Source organism: Hydrocarboniphaga sp. FW305-C-57 (assembly GCF_058783045.1).
In genome coordinates this window covers 178,493-195,024 of sequence record NZ_JBYSYG010000004.1, presented here as the reverse complement: position 1 = coordinate 195,024, position 16,532 = coordinate 178,493, and the positions used below count along the sequence as shown (strand labels likewise).

The 16,532-nt window shown below is 67.6% G+C and carries 14 protein-coding genes; 9 read left to right on the top strand and 5 right to left on the bottom strand.

Translation table 11 applies throughout. The features are described from left to right. The first annotated feature begins 94 nt into the window (after nucleotides 1-94). Complete coding sequence (locus AC3WUM_RS10335; RefSeq protein ID WP_492410199.1) at nucleotides 95-2,068, top strand: alpha/beta hydrolase family protein; 1,974 nt, start codon at nucleotides 95-97, stop codon at nucleotides 2,066-2,068. A gap of 48 nt (nucleotides 2,069-2,116) precedes the next feature. On the opposite strand, the gene rsmB is transcribed toward AC3WUM_RS10335, so the two are convergent. From rsmB to def, 4 genes are all read right to left on the bottom strand, one after another. After that, a complete protein-coding gene (rsmB, locus tag AC3WUM_RS10330; protein ID WP_492410197.1) occupies nucleotides 2,117-3,415 on the bottom strand; it encodes a 16S rRNA (cytosine(967)-C(5))-methyltransferase RsmB in 1,299 nt (432 codons plus the stop codon). A gap of 67 nt (nucleotides 3,416-3,482) precedes the next feature. Next, a complete protein-coding gene (locus AC3WUM_RS10325) occupies nucleotides 3,483-3,704 on the bottom strand; it encodes an oxidoreductase-like domain-containing protein (RefSeq protein WP_492410196.1) in 222 nt (73 codons plus the stop codon). Further along, on the bottom strand, nucleotides 3,701-4,633 hold the full coding sequence (fmt, locus tag AC3WUM_RS10320; RefSeq protein WP_492410195.1) for a methionyl-tRNA formyltransferase: 933 nt from the start codon (nucleotides 4,631-4,633) through the stop codon (nucleotides 3,701-3,703). The genes AC3WUM_RS10325 and fmt overlap by 4 nt, the downstream gene beginning before the upstream one ends. Before the next feature lie 12 nt (nucleotides 4,634-4,645). Beyond that, complete coding sequence (def, locus tag AC3WUM_RS10315; RefSeq protein ID WP_492410194.1) at nucleotides 4,646-5,152, bottom strand: peptide deformylase; 507 nt, start codon at nucleotides 5,150-5,152, stop codon at nucleotides 4,646-4,648. Between the two features lie 165 nt (nucleotides 5,153-5,317). Here def and AC3WUM_RS10310 point away from each other — a divergent pair, with 165 nt between their 5' ends. From AC3WUM_RS10310 to AC3WUM_RS10275, 8 genes are all read left to right on the top strand, one after another. After that, nucleotides 5,318-6,412, top strand: coding sequence for a LysM peptidoglycan-binding domain-containing protein (locus tag AC3WUM_RS10310; RefSeq protein ID WP_492410193.1), 1,095 nt, complete (start codon nucleotides 5,318-5,320; stop codon nucleotides 6,410-6,412). A 66-nt stretch (nucleotides 6,413-6,478) separates the two neighbouring features. Further along, nucleotides 6,479-7,693 carry a DNA-processing protein DprA gene (gene dprA / locus AC3WUM_RS10305; RefSeq protein WP_492410192.1) on the top strand — a complete coding sequence of 405 codons (1,215 nt, stop codon included), beginning with the start codon at nucleotides 6,479-6,481 and terminating at the stop codon, nucleotides 7,691-7,693. A gap of 165 nt (nucleotides 7,694-7,858) precedes the next feature. Continuing rightward, nucleotides 7,859-8,326, top strand: coding sequence for a Smg family protein (locus AC3WUM_RS10300; protein ID WP_007184762.1), 468 nt, complete (start codon nucleotides 7,859-7,861; stop codon nucleotides 8,324-8,326). 225 nt (nucleotides 8,327-8,551) lie between these two features. Then, nucleotides 8,552-9,808: a hypothetical protein gene (locus tag AC3WUM_RS10295; protein ID WP_492410190.1), complete on the top strand. Its 1,257-nt coding sequence runs from the start codon at nucleotides 8,552-8,554 to the stop codon at nucleotides 9,806-9,808. A gap of 240 nt (nucleotides 9,809-10,048) precedes the next feature. Continuing rightward, nucleotides 10,049-12,490, top strand: coding sequence for a DNA topoisomerase I (locus AC3WUM_RS10290; RefSeq protein WP_492410189.1), 2,442 nt, complete (start codon nucleotides 10,049-10,051; stop codon nucleotides 12,488-12,490). After that, a complete protein-coding gene (gene tsaC / locus AC3WUM_RS10285) occupies nucleotides 12,487-13,068 on the top strand; it encodes an L-threonylcarbamoyladenylate synthase type 1 TsaC (protein ID WP_492410188.1) in 582 nt (193 codons plus the stop codon). The genes AC3WUM_RS10290 and tsaC overlap by 4 nt, the downstream gene beginning before the upstream one ends. Nucleotides 13,069-13,137: 69 nt before the next feature. Continuing rightward, nucleotides 13,138-14,046 (top strand): oxygen-dependent coproporphyrinogen oxidase, encoded by a 909-nt coding sequence (gene hemF, locus AC3WUM_RS10280; protein WP_492410187.1) that lies wholly within the window; start codon nucleotides 13,138-13,140, stop codon nucleotides 14,044-14,046. Then, on the top strand, nucleotides 14,043-14,981 hold the full coding sequence (locus AC3WUM_RS10275; RefSeq protein ID WP_492410186.1) for a hydrogen peroxide-inducible genes activator: 939 nt from the start codon (nucleotides 14,043-14,045) through the stop codon (nucleotides 14,979-14,981). The genes hemF and AC3WUM_RS10275 overlap by 4 nt, the downstream gene beginning before the upstream one ends. Before the next feature lie 60 nt (nucleotides 14,982-15,041). Here the strand turns inward: AC3WUM_RS10275 and AC3WUM_RS10270 are convergent, their stop codons facing one another. Then, nucleotides 15,042-16,448, bottom strand: coding sequence for a peptidoglycan-binding domain-containing protein (locus AC3WUM_RS10270; RefSeq protein WP_492410185.1), 1,407 nt, complete (start codon nucleotides 16,446-16,448; stop codon nucleotides 15,042-15,044). Nucleotides 16,449-16,532 lie beyond the last annotated feature (84 nt).

Below are 16,532 nucleotides of genomic sequence, written 5' to 3'. Positions count from 1 at the left end.
TTTCGCCGGCCTTCTTCGTTTCTGCCGTCCGGCCACGAACCCACGGCTTGCGAGGATTGGTAACCTGCCGCGTCCTTGGGGAGGGAATCGCGGGATGAACAAAGCCGCCTGGATCTGGAAGTGCGCCGCCGTGCTCGCCGGCGCGCTGAGGTTGCTGCCGGCCCAGGCCGGCTCCGCTGCGGACATTCCGCTCGCGGTATTCGCCGCGCATCCCGATTTCGTCGAAGTACGGCTATCGCCGACCGGCGACTACGTGGCCGCGATCATGCGCGACGACGAGCGCAGCCAGCTCGTGGTACTGCGTACCGCGACGATGGAGGCCAGCCTGCGCCTGCAATTGCCGGTGAAGCAGCACGTCGACGACATCTGGTGGGCGTCACCGAAGCGGCTGGTGCTGTCGGGCGCCGTGCAGGCCGAAGGATGGGCCGCGCCGCGGCGCAACGGCGAGCTGTTCGCGGTCGATTACGACGGCCAGAATCCGCGCTACCTCTCCGGCGATCGCGACGGACAGATCGATCGCGCCTTCGGCTGGATGATCGATCCGATCGCCGGCAACGACGCCGAGGTGCTGGTGTTGCTGGAGCACTCCCGCTCGCGCGATCGCGGCGAAGCGCTGTCGGCGTACAGGCTCAACGTCGACGCGGGCAGCCGCATCCGCGTCGCCACCGCGCCGATCAAGGGCAAGGCGACGTTCGCGGCCGATTCGAGCGGCCGCGTGCTGAGCGTCGAAGTGCTCGACAACGAAGGCCGACACCACCTGTACTGGCGAGACGACGAAGCATCGGACTGGATCGAGCTGCAGCCGCCCGCGGGCCTGCGCGTCGAAGTCGAACGCATCCTGCCCGACGGCAGCGTGCTCCATGCGCAGACGCAGACGCAGATGAACGGGCCGGCCCAAAGCTGCCTCGTGCGCCGCGCAGGCGGCACGCTGCAGGGCGGTGCGGTTCTGGGCTGCGCGCGCGGCTCGGTGAACGTCGTCTATTCGTTCGATCGCCGCGAGCCGGTCGCCTTGCGGGTTTACGAAAGCGAACGGGCGCGTCTGCAATATCTGGAGAGCACTCATCCGGACCGCGCCATTCTGCAAATGCTCGAGCGCGATCTGGCGAAGGATTCGGCGCTCTATCTCGACTACACGCGCGATGGCGCCAAGGCGATGGTCAAGGTGATGAGCGATCGCGACGCGGGCACTTATTACCTGTTCGATCGCTCACGCAACCAGGTACAGCACCTGCTGTCTTCGCGTGACAGGATCGATCCGGCCGCGATGTCGCCGCGGCGCTTTCTGAAGTTGCCCGCGGCAGCGGCATCGGACACCGCCTATCTGACCTTGCCGATCGCGAACAAGAACCCGGGCACGAGCAAACCGCCGCTGATCGTCAAGCTGCAAGGCCTCTACGGAGCGACCACCGGCTGGACCTGGAACGCCGATGCGCAGGCGCTCGCCAGCCGCGGCTATGCGGTGCTCGACATCGACAACTACGACAGCGAAGCGCGCCGCAACCAGCCGCAACAAGCGCCGCAAACCGATCCCGCGATCGGACTCGCCGGCGCGCTGATCGCCAATCTCGAATGGCTGCGCAAGCAAGGGCAGATCGATGGCGATCGCATCTGCATCCACGGCGCAGCCTACGGCGCCTACGTCGCGCTCACCGCGGCGACGCAAAGGCCTGCGCTGTTTCGTTGCATCGTCGATGAAGGCGGCATCGTCGATATCGAGTCCTGGCGCAAGGACAGCTTCCTGTCCGAGTCGGCTTACGGACGCAGCCTGATAGCGCTGTACATGAGTGGCATCGGCAGCGTCCTCTCATCTCCGGTGGATGCGGCGGCCAAGCTCACTGCGCCGCTGCTGCTGATCCACGGGCGCCTGGATTCGACCGTGCCCTTTGGTCAGGCCAAGCAGCTCATGAAGGCCCTCGACCGCCACGACATCGCGTACGAAAAGTACATCGAAGACAACGAGGCTCACGGCTTCTACCAGCAAGCGCATCGAACACAGCGCTATGAGCGCCTGCTCGCTTTCTTCGACCGTCATCTCGGCCTCGCATCGACGGCGGCCAGGTCTCCGTAGACGCCCGCATGGACGGGCGTCGAACCTGGGATCAGAGTCCGCGAAGAACTAACTACCGCGACGTTTGGGCTTGACGAGCTTGGCGTAGTAAAAGCCGTCGAAAGGGCCGTTCGGCGCGATGCGCCGGCCGAGCCGGCGCGGCTCGCCCCAGGCACTCGTGTCGATGACTTCCTGCTTGGCGTCCGGAATGCGCACGAGAAACTGCTTGACCACGTCTTCGCCTTCGCCCTTGAAGATCGAGCAGGTGGCGTAGACGAGCACGCCGCCCGGCGCGAGCAGCGGCCACAGCGCGGTCAGCAGGTTCTTCTGGCGATCGGCGAAGCGTGCGATGTCGTCGGGCCGGCGCAGCCAGCGAATGTCCGGGTGGCGGCGAATCACGCCGCTGCCCGAGCACGGCGCATCGACGAGAATGCGGTCGAACGGTCGCTCGTCCCACCAGCTGCTCGGCCGGCTCGCATCGGCGGCCTTGATGTCGGCGCTCAGGCCGAGCCGGCGCAGATTGTCGTGCACGCGATGCAGGCGATCGCGATCGATGTCGAGCGCGGTGACCTGCACGTTCGCGAGTTCGAGCGCGTGGCTGGTCTTGCCGCCCGGCGCGGCGCAGGCGTCGAGCAGGCGCTGGCCGTCTTCGAGATCGAGCAGCTGGCCCATGAGCTGGGCCGACGCGTCCTGCACCGACACTTCGCCGTCGGCAAAGCCCGGCAGCTTTTCGACCGGCACCGCCGATTCGAGCGCGATCGCCTCGGGCAAGGCTTCGATGGCCTGCGCCGCGAGACCGGCGGCTTGCAGCTTGGCGAGATAGCCCGCGCGATCGATGCGCCGACGATTCACGCGCAGCACCAGCGGCGCCTGCTCGTTGCTCGCCGCGAGCACGGATTCGGCGGCGTCGCCCCAATCGTCGCGGATGCGATCGACGATCCATTGCGGAAAGCTGTGCGTGGTCGCCGAATCCTTCGGCAGCGCGGCTTCGAGCGCTTCACGCTCGCGCTGATAGCGGCGCAGCAGCGCGTTCACGAGGCCCGACATGCGCGGGCGATCGAGCGCCGCGACCGCGGCGACGGTATCGGCCACCGCCGCATGCGGCGGAATGCGCATGCGGCGCAGCTGATAGAAGCCCACTTCGAGCAGCGCCGAAATTTCAGGCTCGTTTTCGAGCGGCCGCTGCAGCAGCGAATTGCTCAGCGCGAGCAGCTGCGCATGCTCGCGCAGCACACCGTAGGCCATGCTCTTGATCAGCGGAAGATCACGCTCGCCGCAGTGGCGGCGTGCGGCGGCGAGCGCATCGTCGAGACTCGCGCCGGCCAGCACCTGGGCGACGGCGCGAGCGGCGAGCGCTCGAGAGTTCATCGGGGAATTCATCGATCCATCACAGCAGAAAGTGGGAAACGCGAACGGCGATGCGCTCGCGGCATGTTCAATCCGAACGCTTCGGCGAGGCTTCGGACTTTGCGGCCTGTCTTGCGGCATGCGCGGCCTTGATCGCGCGGCATTCCTGGCGCCAGGCGTCCATTTCTTCGTACCAGCCGTCGAGCACGCAGATCGCACAGCCGCCGTTGCAGCAATCCGGGCGTTCGGGCTCGGGCGGCAGCACGAGCTCGTCGTCGCGGGTGTCGTCGCTGAGCGGAATCGTGCTCATGCGAAGCGCGCCTGGCCCAGATCGCGCCCCTGCATGGCCTGATGCGCGGCCAGCACCTTGCCGCCGGCCCACTGCACCTGACGCAGCAGCAGGCGCCCGCTGCCGGTCGCGACGGCGAGGCCGCTCGCATCGACGCCGAGCACGCTGCCGGGTTCGGCATCGTCGGCCGGCGATTCGTCGACCGCCGCGGCGAACACGCGCAGTCGCTCGCCCGCGAGTTCGGTCCAGGCCACCGGCACCGGGTTGAAGCCACGCACCGCGCGTTCGAGTTCGACGGCCGTCTTCGTCCAGTCCAGGCGCGCTTCGGCCTTGTCGAGCTTGTGCGCGTAGGTCGCGCCGTCGGCCGGCTGCGGGGTCTCGCGCAGCGTGCCGTCTTCGAGCTTGCGCAGCGCCTCGACGATGAGCCGCGAGCCCTGCGCCTGCAGCGCATCGTGCAGTTCGGCGGCGGTGGTCGTCGATGTGATCGGCGTGGTCTCGATCAGCAGCATCGGGCCGGTGTCGAGCCCGGCGTCCATCTTCATGATCGTCACGCCCGATTCGCGGTCGCCCGCGAGAATCGCGCGCTGGATCGGCGCCGCGCCGCGCCAGCGCGGCAGCAGCGAGGCGTGGATGTTGAAGCAGCCGTGCAGCGGAATATCGAGCACGGCCTGCGGCAGGATCAGCCCGTAGGCGACGACGACCATCACCTCGGGCTTCAGTGCACGAAGTTCGGCGATCGCTTCGTCGTTGCCGCGCAGTTTGAGCGGCTTGAACACCGGCAGGCCGAGCTCGACCGCGCGCTGCGCGACGGGCGAGGGCGTGAGTTTCTGCCCGCGCCCGGCCGGGCGATCGGGCTGCGTGTAGACACCGACGATCTCGTGTTGCGTCGCGTGCAGCGCGTCGAGCGCCGCGACCGAGAAGTCCGGCGTGCCGGCGAAGACGAGTTTCAAAACGAGCCGACCTTACGCCGCGCGCGCGGCCTGCTTGCGCAGCTTCTTGAGAATGCGCTCGCGCTTGAGCGAGGACAGGTAGTCGATGTAGAGCTTGCCGTCGAGATGGTCGATCTCGTGCTGGATCGCCTGGGCGCGCAGGCCTTCGACCTCGACTTCGTAGGGCGAGCCGTTGCGATCGAAGGCCTTGAGCTTGAGCTTGTTGTAGCGCTGCACCTTGTCGGCGACGTCGGGCACCGACAGGCAGCCTTCTTCCATTTCCTGCTTGTCGCTGGCTTCGACGATGACCGGGTTGATGAGCACCTGCGGATCGGGCTTGCCTTCGGCGCCCGCGTCCATCACCGCGACGCGCTGGTCGACACCGACCTGCGTGGCGGCCAGACCGACGCCCGGAGCGGCGTACATGGTCTCGAACATGTCGTCGATGAGCTTCTGCAGCGCGGGGCCGAAATCGACAACCGGTCGCGCCTTGATGCGCAACCGCGGGTCGGGATGGTGAAGTATCTCAAGAACGGCCATGGCTAGTATCCGCCTGTAAAGCTAGAGTTTCGAAACCACGCTGGCGACGGGCACTTAGGTCCGCAAAGCCGGCATCAACCGGATGGCGTGATGCCAAATTATAAACGGTCACAGCCCCCCTTTGGCCGCGGCCCCGCGCCGAAGTTCTGCGCCGGCTTCGGGCTGTTGGCCACGCTCGTCGCCTGCGCGAGCGCTCCGCCACCGGCCGCGCCGCCACCACCACCAGCCGACGTGCCCGTCTCCGCGCCGGTATCGGCGCCGCTGCCGATGGCCACGCCAGCCGCGCCCGTGGCGCTGCGACCGGATGCGCCGCTGACCTACACGGTGCAGCGTGGCGACACGCTCTGGAGCATTTCGAACCGCTATCTGCTCGACCCCTGGCAATGGCCGGAAATCTGGATCGTCAACGGCCAGGTCGCGAATCCGCACCTGATCTATCCGGGCGACGTGCTGCAGCTGTCGGTCGTCGACGGCCGGCCGCAGCTCGGGCTCGCGGTCGAGCGGCTGTCGCCACAGATCCGCGAATCGTCCATCGAAGGCGCGATTCCGACAATTCCGCTCGATGCGATCCGCGACTTTTTGCGTGGCCCGCGCCTGGTCACGCCCGAGCAGCTCGCGGCCGCGCCGTATCTGCTGGCCTTCGTCGACGATCACCTGATCGGCGGCGAGGGCAACCTGATCTACGCCAGGAACCTGCCCGAAGGACAGCCCTACCGTTACGCGCTCGTGCGCCCGGGCCAGGTCTATCGCGACCCGGACGACCAGCGCGTGCTCGGCCACGAGGCGATTCCGGTCGGCGTCGCCGAGGTCCGGCAGTTCGGCCAGCCGGCGACGATGGCGCTCTCCGCGACCTACCGCGAGGCGCTGATCGGCGATCGCCTGCTGCCGGTCGATGACGAAGCCTTCAAGGCCGATTTCCACCCGCATGCGCCGACGCATGCGATCGGCGGGCGCATCGTCGCGGCCTTCGACGGCATTTCGCAGATCAGCCAGTACCAGATCGTGGCGATCAATCGCGGCGCCGAGCACGGGCTCGAAGCCGGCCACGTGCTGCAGATCCTGCGCCAAGGCGAGCTCGTGCGCGATCCGCATGCCAAGGACCGCGTGCAGCTGCCCGACCAGCCGGCCGGCCTGATGCTCGTGTTCAAGACCACGCCGCGGCTGTCGTACGCGCTGGTCATGAGCGTGACGCGGCCCGCGCACGTGCTCGACAAGGCCGAGGCGCCGAGACCCGGCACGCTGGCGGGCACCAGCCGTTAACCAGTCGTGATTTGAAGCGGGCGGCGCTCTTGCCGCTGCGCCGCGGCCCCGCTTAGCGTGGGACGCATGACCGACGCCCTCACCACCGCCGACCAGCGCGCCTGGCTGCAACTGCTGCATTCCCCGCTCGGCACGCCCGAGATCCGCCGGCTCGTCGACGAGTTCGGCAGCGCCGAAGCCGCGATCGGCGCCGGCCGACGCGGCTGGAAGCGGCTGTCGATCAGCGGCTCCGACCAGAACGCGCTCGAAGCCCCCGACGAGGCCCGGCTCGAACGCGATCTCGCCTGGCTCGCCGGCCGTGGCCATGAGCTGCTCGCCTACACCGATGCGCGCTACCCGCAGCGCCTGCGCGAGATCGGCGCCTCGCCGCCGGCGCTGTTCTGCATCGGCGACGTCGGCCTGCTCGATGCCCCGCAGATCGCCATCGTCGGCGCGCGCAGCGCGACCGCCGCCGGACTCGAGAACGCCCAGGCCTTCGCCGAGGCGCTCGCGAACCGCGGGCTCGTCATCACCAGCGGCCTCGCGCTCGGCATCGATGGGGCCGCGCATCGCGGGGCGCTCGCGGCCGGCGGCGGCACCATCGCGGTCTGCGGCACCGGGCTCGACCGCGTCTATCCGGCCCAGCATCGCGACCTCGCCCATGCGATCGCCGGCCACGGCCTGCTGATCTCGGAATTCCTGCCCGGCACGCCGCCGAAGGCAGAACACTTTCCGCGCCGCAACCGGCTCATCTCGGGCCTCGCGCTCGGCGTGCTCGTGGTCGAGGCGGCGCGCGAATCGGGCTCGCTGATCACCGCGAGGCTCGCGGCCGACCAGGGACGCGAGGTGTTCGCGATTCCGGGGTCCATCCACAACCCGCTCGCGCGCGGCTGCCATCAGCTGATCCGCCAGGGCGCCAAGCTCGTCGAGACCGTCGACGACGTCTTCGTCGAGCTCGCCGGCGTGCTCGGCAGCCTGCTCGAGCGCCCCGACGCGGCGCCCAAAGCCGGTGAATCCGAGCCGTTCCAGCTCTCGATTCCGACCGGCAATCAGGCGCTTGCAGATACCGCTGCGGATGAAATCTTCGACAGCTTGACCCTGGGCGGCGCCGAACCGGCGCATGATTTGCGTACGCTTATGCAGGCGCTCGACGATGCCCCGACCGCGGTCGACCAGCTGACCGAAAGGCTGGGCTGGTCTTCCGAGCGCATCGGCAGCGCCTTGCTCGAAGGCGAGCTGACCGGCCAGCTTGCAAGCGACTCGGTCGGCCGCATCATGCGTCTGAGGCAGACGTCCACTTGATCCGCGCGCGCGTGGATTTGTTAGGAGAATTAGCCAACGAAAATAATTGGTGACAATTTATCACTCCGCCATTAAGGTGGACATGCGCTTGTTTTCAGGCCGATTCATGGCAAGCAAGCCCTGGCATCGCAGGTCGCTTATTCTTCAAACCGGAATGGGATCGACATGAAAGAAACCGTGCTGGACGTGCTGATGTATCTCTTCGAGAACTATCAACACGGCGAATTCTCCGACACCGACAACCAGGACACGCTGCGCGACGAACTGACCGCCGCCGGCTTCCCGCTCGACGAAGTGGACCACGCCTTCACCTGGCTCGAAGGGCTCTCCGAACAACGCCAACTGCCGCTCGACTTCAGCGCCGGCCGCTCGATGCGCCTCTACGCGCGCGAGGAGCTCGCCAAGCTGTCTCCCGAATGCCGCGGCTTTCTGCTCAACCTCGAGCAGCTCGGCATTCTCGATTCGGTCAATCGCGAGGTGGTCATCGACCGCCTGATGGCCTTCAACAATGAGATCGACCTCGAACGCGTGAAGTGGGTCTGCCTGCTCGTGCTGATCAACCAGCCCGAGGCCGAGGAAGCTTTCGAGCATGTCGAAGACCTCGTGTATTACCAGGGCGATTACCTGCACTGAGGTAATGAAAGTTTCCTGACGGTCCGCACGCCTGAACTGCGCGTCAGGCCCGGAAAAGCCCTGTGGGAAGCTGATGAACCGCCGGTCGGGGACGACCGGCGGTGTTGATTTTTCGCCCTTGCACCGTCGGTCCGCGCTCGCTCGGCCGTTCTTCCCCCGTCAGAAAACTCCTACATCAACAGCGGCTTATGGTCCTCCCAGCTTTTCCACCTGGGGGAGATCCCAATGCTCAAGCCGTCCATCAAACTCATCCTTTCGGCCGCCGCGCTCAGCGGCATGACCCTGCTCGCCGCCTGCGGTGGTGGCGGTGGCTCCGGCGGGTCGGATACCGATACGCCGTCCAATCCTTCCAACCCGTCGATCGGCGGCAAGGCCGTCGCCGGCCCGCTCGATCCGGTGCAGTCGCAGCTCAGCAGCTCGGTGATCGCGCCGCTCGCCGATACCCTCAGCGGCACACCGCTGGAGTCGGTGCTGATCTGCGCCGACACCATCGTCAACCAGAACGTGCTCGACCTCGTCGACACCGTGCTCACCCCGCTGCAGTCCGCGGCGGCCAACCCGGGCGCGATCAGCCAGGCCGCGCTGACCGATGCGATGAACTCGCTCGTCGTCAACCTGAGCACGCTGCTGCAAGGCCTCGCCGGCCAGGCCTCAACCTGCTCGGCCGACGGCTCGCTGTCGCTAGCCCAGCTCCAGCAGCTGCTGACCGCGCTCGACGGCACCCCGCTGGCGCCGCTGTCGACCCGGCTCGGCCCGGTCCTGCAGCAGATTGCGACCCAGCTGTCGGCCGGTAGCGGCGGCGGCAACGGCGGTGCGGACCTGCAGCTGTCGACGGTCGCCGCACTGGTCACCCAGCTCAATACCGCGCTGCAGGCGGCGCTCGCGCAGATTCCGGCGCAGGCCTACGAGGCGCCCGTAATCGGTGGTTCGCTGTCGACGATCTCGACCGCGCTGAACGACACCCAGGCGCTGCTCAATTCGGCGTTGAGCTACAACGCGGCTGGCACCAGCAGCGCCCTGCAGAGCCTGCTCGACCACCTGATCGTCAACGTCACCACGCAGATCGTGCCGCTCGCCGCGATCGAGGAGCAGGCCGGCCAGCCCGGCGTGATCAGCAGCCAGATCGCCCAGGCCGCCAACCAGCTCGCCACGCTTGTTGCGGGTACCGTCGGCACCGTGCTCACGCCGGCCTTCGACAACCTGCTCAACGGTGCGCTGTCGCCGATCCTCGACCCGATCGAAAACCAGGTGCTGCCGGCGATCCTCGGCCCGCTGACGGCCGCGCTCTCGGGCGGCGCCAATGGTGGCGCCGGCGGCGCGCTCGGCGGCACGGTGCTCGCCCCGGTGGTGAATCTCGTGCAGCAGGTGCTCGGCACCCTGACTGGCGGTCTCGGCGGCGGCACGGGTACGGGGACCGGTACCGGTTCGAGCTGCCCGTTCGCGAACTATCCGCTGCTGTCGATCCTCTGCGGCCGCAACTGATCCGGCAGCCAGCCAGCGACCGACCGGGCACACATATAAATAGAGTGCCCGGAACAGGTTTCGGTGGCTGAGCGTATTGCAGGGCCGGCCTTCGCGCCGGCCCTTTTTTATGGCGATTCACCTCTCCGAACCGGGCTCGGGGAGTTGCAAATTCCGGAAGTCTCGCTAGACAGGTGCGGCGGCTTACCTTTATAAGCACGATCCCGCGGCCACCCCGGCCCGCGCCCAGCAGTGGCGGGAATGAGCAAGAATCTGGTTATCGTCGAGTCGCCGGCCAAGGCCAAGACGATCAAGAAGTACCTCGGCAAGGATTACGAAGTGCTCGCTTCGTACGGACACGTGCGCGACCTGGTGCCCAAGGACGGCGCAGTCGATCCGGAAGCCGATTTCCAGATGAAGTACCAGATCATCGACCGCAACGAGAAGCACGTGCGGGCGATCATCAGCGCCCTGAAGGAGGCCGACGCGCTCTACCTGGCCACTGACCCTGATCGCGAGGGCGAGGCCATTTCCTGGCATCTGGTCGAACTGCTGAAGGAGAAGAACGCGCTCAAGGGCAAGACCGTGAAGCGCGTGGTGTTCCACGAAATCACCCAGCGCGCGGTCAGCGAGGCCATCGCCCATCCGCGCGACGTCGCCGACGACCTCGTCAACGCACAGCAAGCGCGTCGTGCGCTCGATTACCTGGTCGGCTTCAACCTGTCGCCGCTGCTCTGGCGCAAGGTGCAGCCGGGCCTGTCGGCCGGCCGCGTGCAGTCGCCGGCGCTGCGCCTGATCTGCGAGCGCGAGGAAGAGATCAAGGCCTTCGTCGCCCAGGAATACTGGACGCTCGAAGCGCGCGCGCAAAAGGAAGCGCAGTCGTTCTCGGCCAAGCTCATCGAGCTCGACGGGCAGAAAGTCGAACAGTTCACGCTGACCGAAGCCGGCGGCGCCGAGGCCGCGCGCAAGCGCATCCTCGCGGCGGCGCAGGGTTCGCTCAAAGTCGCCAGCGTCGACAAGAAGCAGCGCCGCCGCAACCCGTCGCCGCCGTTCACGACCTCGACCTTGCAGCAGGAAGCCAACCGCAAGCTCGGCTTCACCTCGAGCCGCACGATGCGCACGGCCCAGCAGCTCTATGAGGGCGTCGACCTCGGTGGCGACACCGTCGGCCTGATCAGCTACATGCGTACCGACTCGGTGAGCCTCGCGCAGGAAGCGATCGCCGAGATCCGCAAGACCATCGTCAGCGAATTCGGCCCCAACACGTTGCCGCCCGAGCCGCGCTACTACAAGAGCAAGAGCAAGAACGCCCAGGAAGCGCACGAAGCCGTGCGCCCGACCTCGGCCCTGCGCACGCCCAAGTCGGTCGCGCGCTATCTCACGCCCGACCAGGCCAAGCTCTACGAGCTGATCTGGAAGCGCACGATGGCCTGCCAGATGACCGCCGCGGTGTTCGACACCGTCGCCGCCGACTTGAAGGCCGGCGCGCATCATGCGTTCCGCGCCAACGGTTCGGTACTGCTCGAACCGGGCTTTCTGGCCGCCTACAACATCAAGGTCACCGACCCGCTCGACAAGAGCGAGGACGACGACGAGGACGACAAGCGCCTGCCGGTGCTCGTGGTCGGCGAGACCGTGAACCTGCTCGAGCTCGACGCCGAGCAGCACTTCACCCAGCCGCCGCCGCGCTACACCGAAGCCTCGCTGGTCAAGACGCTCGAAGAATTCGACATCGGCCGTCCGTCGACCTACGCGACCATCATCAGCACGCTGCAGGCGCGCGACTACGTGCGCCTGGACGGCAAGCAGTTCACGCCGACCGACGTCGGCATGATCGTCAACAAGTTCCTGACCGATCACTTCAACCAGTACGTCGACTACGAATTCACGGCCCATCTCGAGGACGACCTCGACGCCGTCTCGCGTGGCGAGAAGGCCTGGCAGCCGCTGCTCGCGCAGTTCTGGGGCAACTTCAAGCCGCGCGTCGACGAGAAGATGGAACTGTCGCGCCAGGAAGTCTCGGAAGCGCGCCAGATCGGCATCGACCCCGAAACCGGCAAGCCGGTGTCCGCGCGCCTCGGCCGCTTCGGGCCGTTCGTGCAGATCGGCACCAAGGACGATCCCGAAAAGCCGCGCTTCGCCTCGCTGCGCGCGAACCAGCGCATCGACACCATCACGCTCGAAGACGCATTGGCGCTGTTCCAGCTGCCACGCCGGCTCGGCACGCTGCCGAACGGCGAAGAGGTGAAGGTCAACATCGGCCGCTTCGGGCCCTACGTGCAGCACGGCAAGAGCTACGTCTCGCTCAAGCGCGACGACGACCCGTACACCATTGGCCTGCCGCGCGCGATCGAGCTGATCGAGCAGAAGGCGGCGGCACTCGAAGCGGCGACGATCAAGGTCTTCGACGGCACCGGCATCCGCATCGTCAAGGGCCGTTTCGGGCCGTACATCACCGACGGCACGCGCCGGGCGAACATCCCGAAGACGCGCGATCCGGAATCGCTGTCGGCGCTGGACTGTGAGTTTTTCTTGAATGAAGCTGCTTTGAAGGATAAACCCTCAAAAGGCAGGAAGGGCGCGAAGGCGGCCGATGGCGAGGCCAAGGCCGCAACCAGGAAGGCCGCCGCGAAAAAAGCCCCGGCCAAGAAGAGCGCCACCAAGAAAGCGGTCAAGAAATCGTCCGCGAAGAAGAAATCTTGAAGCCCGCCAAGCTCGAGGTTCCGGTCGTCAGCTCGATCCACCTGCGCCAGGCCCACAGGGCCCTGCGCGACGGCGGGCTGATCGCCTATCCGACCGAGGCCGTCTGGGGCCTGGGCTGCGACCCGCTGAACCGGTCCGCGGTCATGCGCCTGCTCGAACTCAAGCGCCGCCCGGTCGAGAAGGGGCTCATCGTCATCGCCTCGCACTTCGAGGACATCGAGCCCTGGCTGCAGCCGCTCAACGAAAAGATCGAGGAGCGCGCCTACCGCACCTGGCCGGGCCCGTTCACCTGGCTGTGGCCGGCGACGCCGGCGGCACCAAAGTGGATCACCGGCGGCAGCGGCAAGATCGCGGTGCGGCTCACGCGCCAGCCGGTCGCCCAGGCGCTCTGCGACGCGGTCGGCCCGGTGGTCTCGACGAGTGCCAATCTCAGCGGCCAGGCGCCCGCGAAAACCCTGACCGAAGTGCGCCTGCGCTTCGGATCGCGGATCGACGCCGTGGTGCCCGGCGCGCTCGGACGCTCGGCGCGGCCGACGGTGATTCGCGACCTGCTGTCCGGACGCACGGTCCGCGCCTGAGCCCGGGAGACGAAAGCCGGCCGAGACGTTAGCCTTTCCGTCTACCGTCTCTCGTTCGCCGTCCCCGTAATGAACTCCGCCGCCGTCGAAACCTATCTGCGCGATCTGCAGGCCCGCATCTGCAGCGCTCTCGAAGCCGCCGACGGCTCGAAGAAATTCCTCGCCGACGCCTGGCGCAAGCCCGACGACGCGCCGCTGCGCGGTGACGGCGTGACGCGCATCCTCGAAGGCGGCGAGCTGTTCGAGCGCGCGGGCGTGGGCTTCTCGCTCGTCGCGGGCGACAAGCTGCCGCCGTCGGCGAGCGCCAATCGGCCCGAACTCGCGGGCCGCGGCTTTCGCGCGATGGGCGTCTCGCTGGTGCTGCATCCGCGCAATCCGTACATCCCGACAGCGCACGCCAACGTGCGCTTTTTCGTCGCCGAAAAACCCGGCGAGGAGCCGGTGTGGTGGTTCGGCGGCGGCTTCGACCTGACCCCGTATTACGTGTTCGAGGAGGACGCGAAGCACTGGCATTCGGTCGCCCGCAAGGCCTGCGCGGCGAGCGGCGACGGCGTCTACGCGCGCCTCAAGCGCCAATGCGACGACTACTTCGTGCTCAAGCACCGCGGCGAGACGCGCGGCATCGGCGGGCTGTTCTTCGACGACTGGCACGAGGGCGGCTTCGATGCGAGCTTCGGCCTCATGCGCAGCGTCGGCGACGGCTTTCTCGACGCCTACCTGCCGATCGTCGAGCGCCGTCGTGCGGCGGCTTACGGCGAACGCGAGCGCGCCTGGCAGCTGTACCGGCGCGGCCGCTACGTCGAGTTCAACCTCGTGTTCGACCGCGGCACCCTGTTCGGCCTGCAGTCCGGCGGGCGCACCGAATCGATCCTGATGTCGATGCCGCCGCTCGCGAGCTGGCAATACCAGTTCGAGCCCGAAGCCGGCAGCGCCGAGGCCGCGCTCGCCCAATACCTTTCGCCGCGCGACTGGCTATGACGCTCACCGAACTCCGCTACCTCGTCAATCTCGACAAGGAACGTCATTTCGGCCGTGCTGCCGAGCGCTCCTTCGTCTCGCAGCCGACGCTGTCGGTGGCCGTCAAGAAGCTCGAGGACGAACTCGGCGTGCTGCTGTTCGAGCGCAATCGCGGCGAAGCGCGGCCGACGCCGGTCGGCGAGCGCGTGATCGCCCAGGCCCGCCGCGTGCTCGCCGAGGCCAAGCTCGTCGAGGACATCGCCCACGAAGGCCGCGACGAGCTGTCCGGCCCGCTGCGCTTCGGCGCGATCTACACCGTCGGGCCCTACCTGCTGCCGCACCTGATTCCGGTGCTGCGCGAGCGCACGCCGACGATGCCGCTCGTGATCGAGGAGAACTTCACCGCCAAGCTGCTCGAACAGTTGCGCGACAACGAGCTCGACGTCGCCGTCGTCGCGCTGCCGATCGACCAGCAGAACCTCATGGCCTGGCCGCTCTACGACGAGGATTTCGTCGTGCTGCTGCCGCAGGACCACCGCTGGAACCACGAGGAGGCGATCCCGGCGCGCAAGCTCGCCGAGGAGCACCTGCTGCTGCTCGGGCCGGGCCATTGCTTCCGCGACCAGGTCGTCGAGGCCTGCCCGAAGTGCGTCGACCCCGACGGCGGGGGCCCGCGTGCACAGACCGGCAGCTCGCTCGAAACCATCCGCCACATGGTCGCCGGCGGCCTCGGCATCACCGTGCTGCCGCGATCGTCGGTCGAGAACCGCAGCGACGATTCCGGGCTCATCGTCGCCAAGCCGTTCGCGACCAAGCCGCCGTCGCGGCGCATCGCCCTGGTCTGGCGCAAGACCTTCCCGCGCCTGGCCGCGATCACCGCGCTGCACGACGCCATCCTCGCGAGTCCGCTGCGCGGCGTGAGCCTGTTGCCCGACGCCGGCAAGCTCGATTCCTGAGCGGGCTCCGGAAAGCAAAAAGCCCGCGTCGATCGCGGGCTTTCAGGAGTGAGGCCGGGCCTAGCTGTACGCGCCGACCCCGAGCGACTGCAGCGTCTGCAGGTTCAGGTAGCGGTCTTCCGGCAGGCCCTTGGAACGCTGATACGCGTTGAGCGCGTCCATGGTCCTGGCGCCGGCCTTGCCGTCGATCGGGCCCGGGTCGAAGCCCGCGCTCTTGAGCGCGCGCTGCACGCGCGTGACGGTGCTGTCGGTCATGTTGGTTTCGCAGAGCACCGGACGCCATTCGAGCGTCGACGGCGCCGCGATCTCGCGCGTGGTGACGCTGCCCATCTGGTCGGGCACGCGCACGGTGTTGTAGCTGGCCGGCTGCACGAGGCGCTGTACGGTCATCGTCGAGCGCTGCTCGGGCACCACCACGCGGCGCACCTGCGCGGGCTGGTCGACCACGCGGCGCGTCACCGTGCGGTACTCGCCGGGCACCTGCACCTCGCGCATCTGCGGCTGCTGCTTGAGCACCTTGCGCGAAACGGTCTTGTAGACGGCCGGCTCCTCGACCAGGCACATGATCTCGCCGGTGGCGTTGTCGACGCGCTGGATCGGGCCGCGGCCGCGCTTCCAGGTCTGGCGCGCCGGGGTTTCGAGAATGCGCTCGGTCACGGTCTCGTAGACCGGCTCGCTGGCCATGTAGCGCACCGACGGCGGCGACACTTCGACGCGCTCGGTCACCGTCTTGAAGGTGGCCGGAATGATTTCGAGACGCTCGTAGGACTCGTTCGAGACGTAGCTCTGCTGCTGCGATTCGTAGCGCGCCGGCGTGATCTGAATGCTGTCGTAGCCCGGGCGCATGACGTAATCGCGCGAGACGCTGCGGTACCGCTCGGGCGTGCGCACGAGCGCATAGCACTCGCCCGGCCGCGCGGACTGCGGCATCGGCGGAATCACCGCGCCGCTGGAGCTGCCGGCGTAGTCGCCCGCGTAGTAGTCGGTCTGCGCATAGCCCGGACCCTCGGTCAGCACGGCGGCCTGCGTGATCGACGCCGAATAGCTGGTCTGCACGGCCGGAACCAGCGCCGGTTGCACGCCCTGGGTGACCAGACCGGTGGTGGTGATCGAAGAGAGACCGGAGCCGCTGCGCTGCCATTGGGCGAGACGCTCGGCGGTGATGCGCTGCTCGTCCTCGGCGCGGGTGGATTTCTTGTAGGCCGGCGTGGCGCGCGGATCGGGCAGCGTGTTTTCGAATTCGAACGAGGGACGCGGCGGCGTGGCGCCGGATTCGTTGTAGACCGGGAAGCGCGAGGTCGATTGCGGCGGCGGGATGACGCCGGCCGGAGGCGGAATGCTGGCGGTATTGGCGGCGGCGTATTCGCCGCTGCCGGCGACCGGAGACGACGCGCAACCCGAGACGACCGCCGTCATCACCGCCGACAGCCCTGCCGCGGCAAGAGCCTTTTGCTTGTGCCTCAACATGTTCCCTTGCCTTTACCAGCTCGTTTCTTTCGGATGGTAGCCTGCCGTTCGCAGGCCGTCTAAGCATCGGGATGCTTTGTCTAT

What these genes read in the sequence shown, in the direction of transcription:
- hemF (WP_492410187.1), top strand. Translation starts at nt 13,138, where the DNA reads ATGAACTCCGCCGCCGTCGAAACCTATCTGCGCGATCTGCAGGCCCGC.
- dprA (WP_492410192.1), top strand. Translation starts at nt 6,479, where the DNA reads ATGACCGACGCCCTCACCACCGCCGACCAGCGCGCCTGGCTGCAACTG.
- rsmB (WP_492410197.1), bottom strand. Translation starts at nt 3,415, where the DNA reads ATGAACTCTCGAGCGCTCGCCGCTCGCGCCGTCGCCCAGGTGCTGGCC.
- AC3WUM_RS10335 (WP_492410199.1), top strand. Translation starts at nt 95, where the DNA reads ATGAACAAAGCCGCCTGGATCTGGAAGTGCGCCGCCGTGCTCGCCGGC.
- AC3WUM_RS10295 (WP_492410190.1), top strand. Translation starts at nt 8,552, where the DNA reads ATGCTCAAGCCGTCCATCAAACTCATCCTTTCGGCCGCCGCGCTCAGC.
- AC3WUM_RS10290 (WP_492410189.1), top strand. Translation starts at nt 10,049, where the DNA reads ATGAGCAAGAATCTGGTTATCGTCGAGTCGCCGGCCAAGGCCAAGACG.
- AC3WUM_RS10270 (WP_492410185.1), bottom strand. Translation starts at nt 16,448, where the DNA reads ATGTTGAGGCACAAGCAAAAGGCTCTTGCCGCGGCAGGGCTGTCGGCG.
- AC3WUM_RS10300 (WP_007184762.1), top strand. Translation starts at nt 7,859, where the DNA reads ATGAAAGAAACCGTGCTGGACGTGCTGATGTATCTCTTCGAGAACTAT.
- AC3WUM_RS10325 (WP_492410196.1), bottom strand. Translation starts at nt 3,704, where the DNA reads ATGAGCACGATTCCGCTCAGCGACGACACCCGCGACGACGAGCTCGTG.
- AC3WUM_RS10275 (WP_492410186.1), top strand. Translation starts at nt 14,043, where the DNA reads ATGACGCTCACCGAACTCCGCTACCTCGTCAATCTCGACAAGGAACGT.
- def (WP_492410194.1), bottom strand. Translation starts at nt 5,152, where the DNA reads ATGGCCGTTCTTGAGATACTTCACCATCCCGACCCGCGGTTGCGCATC.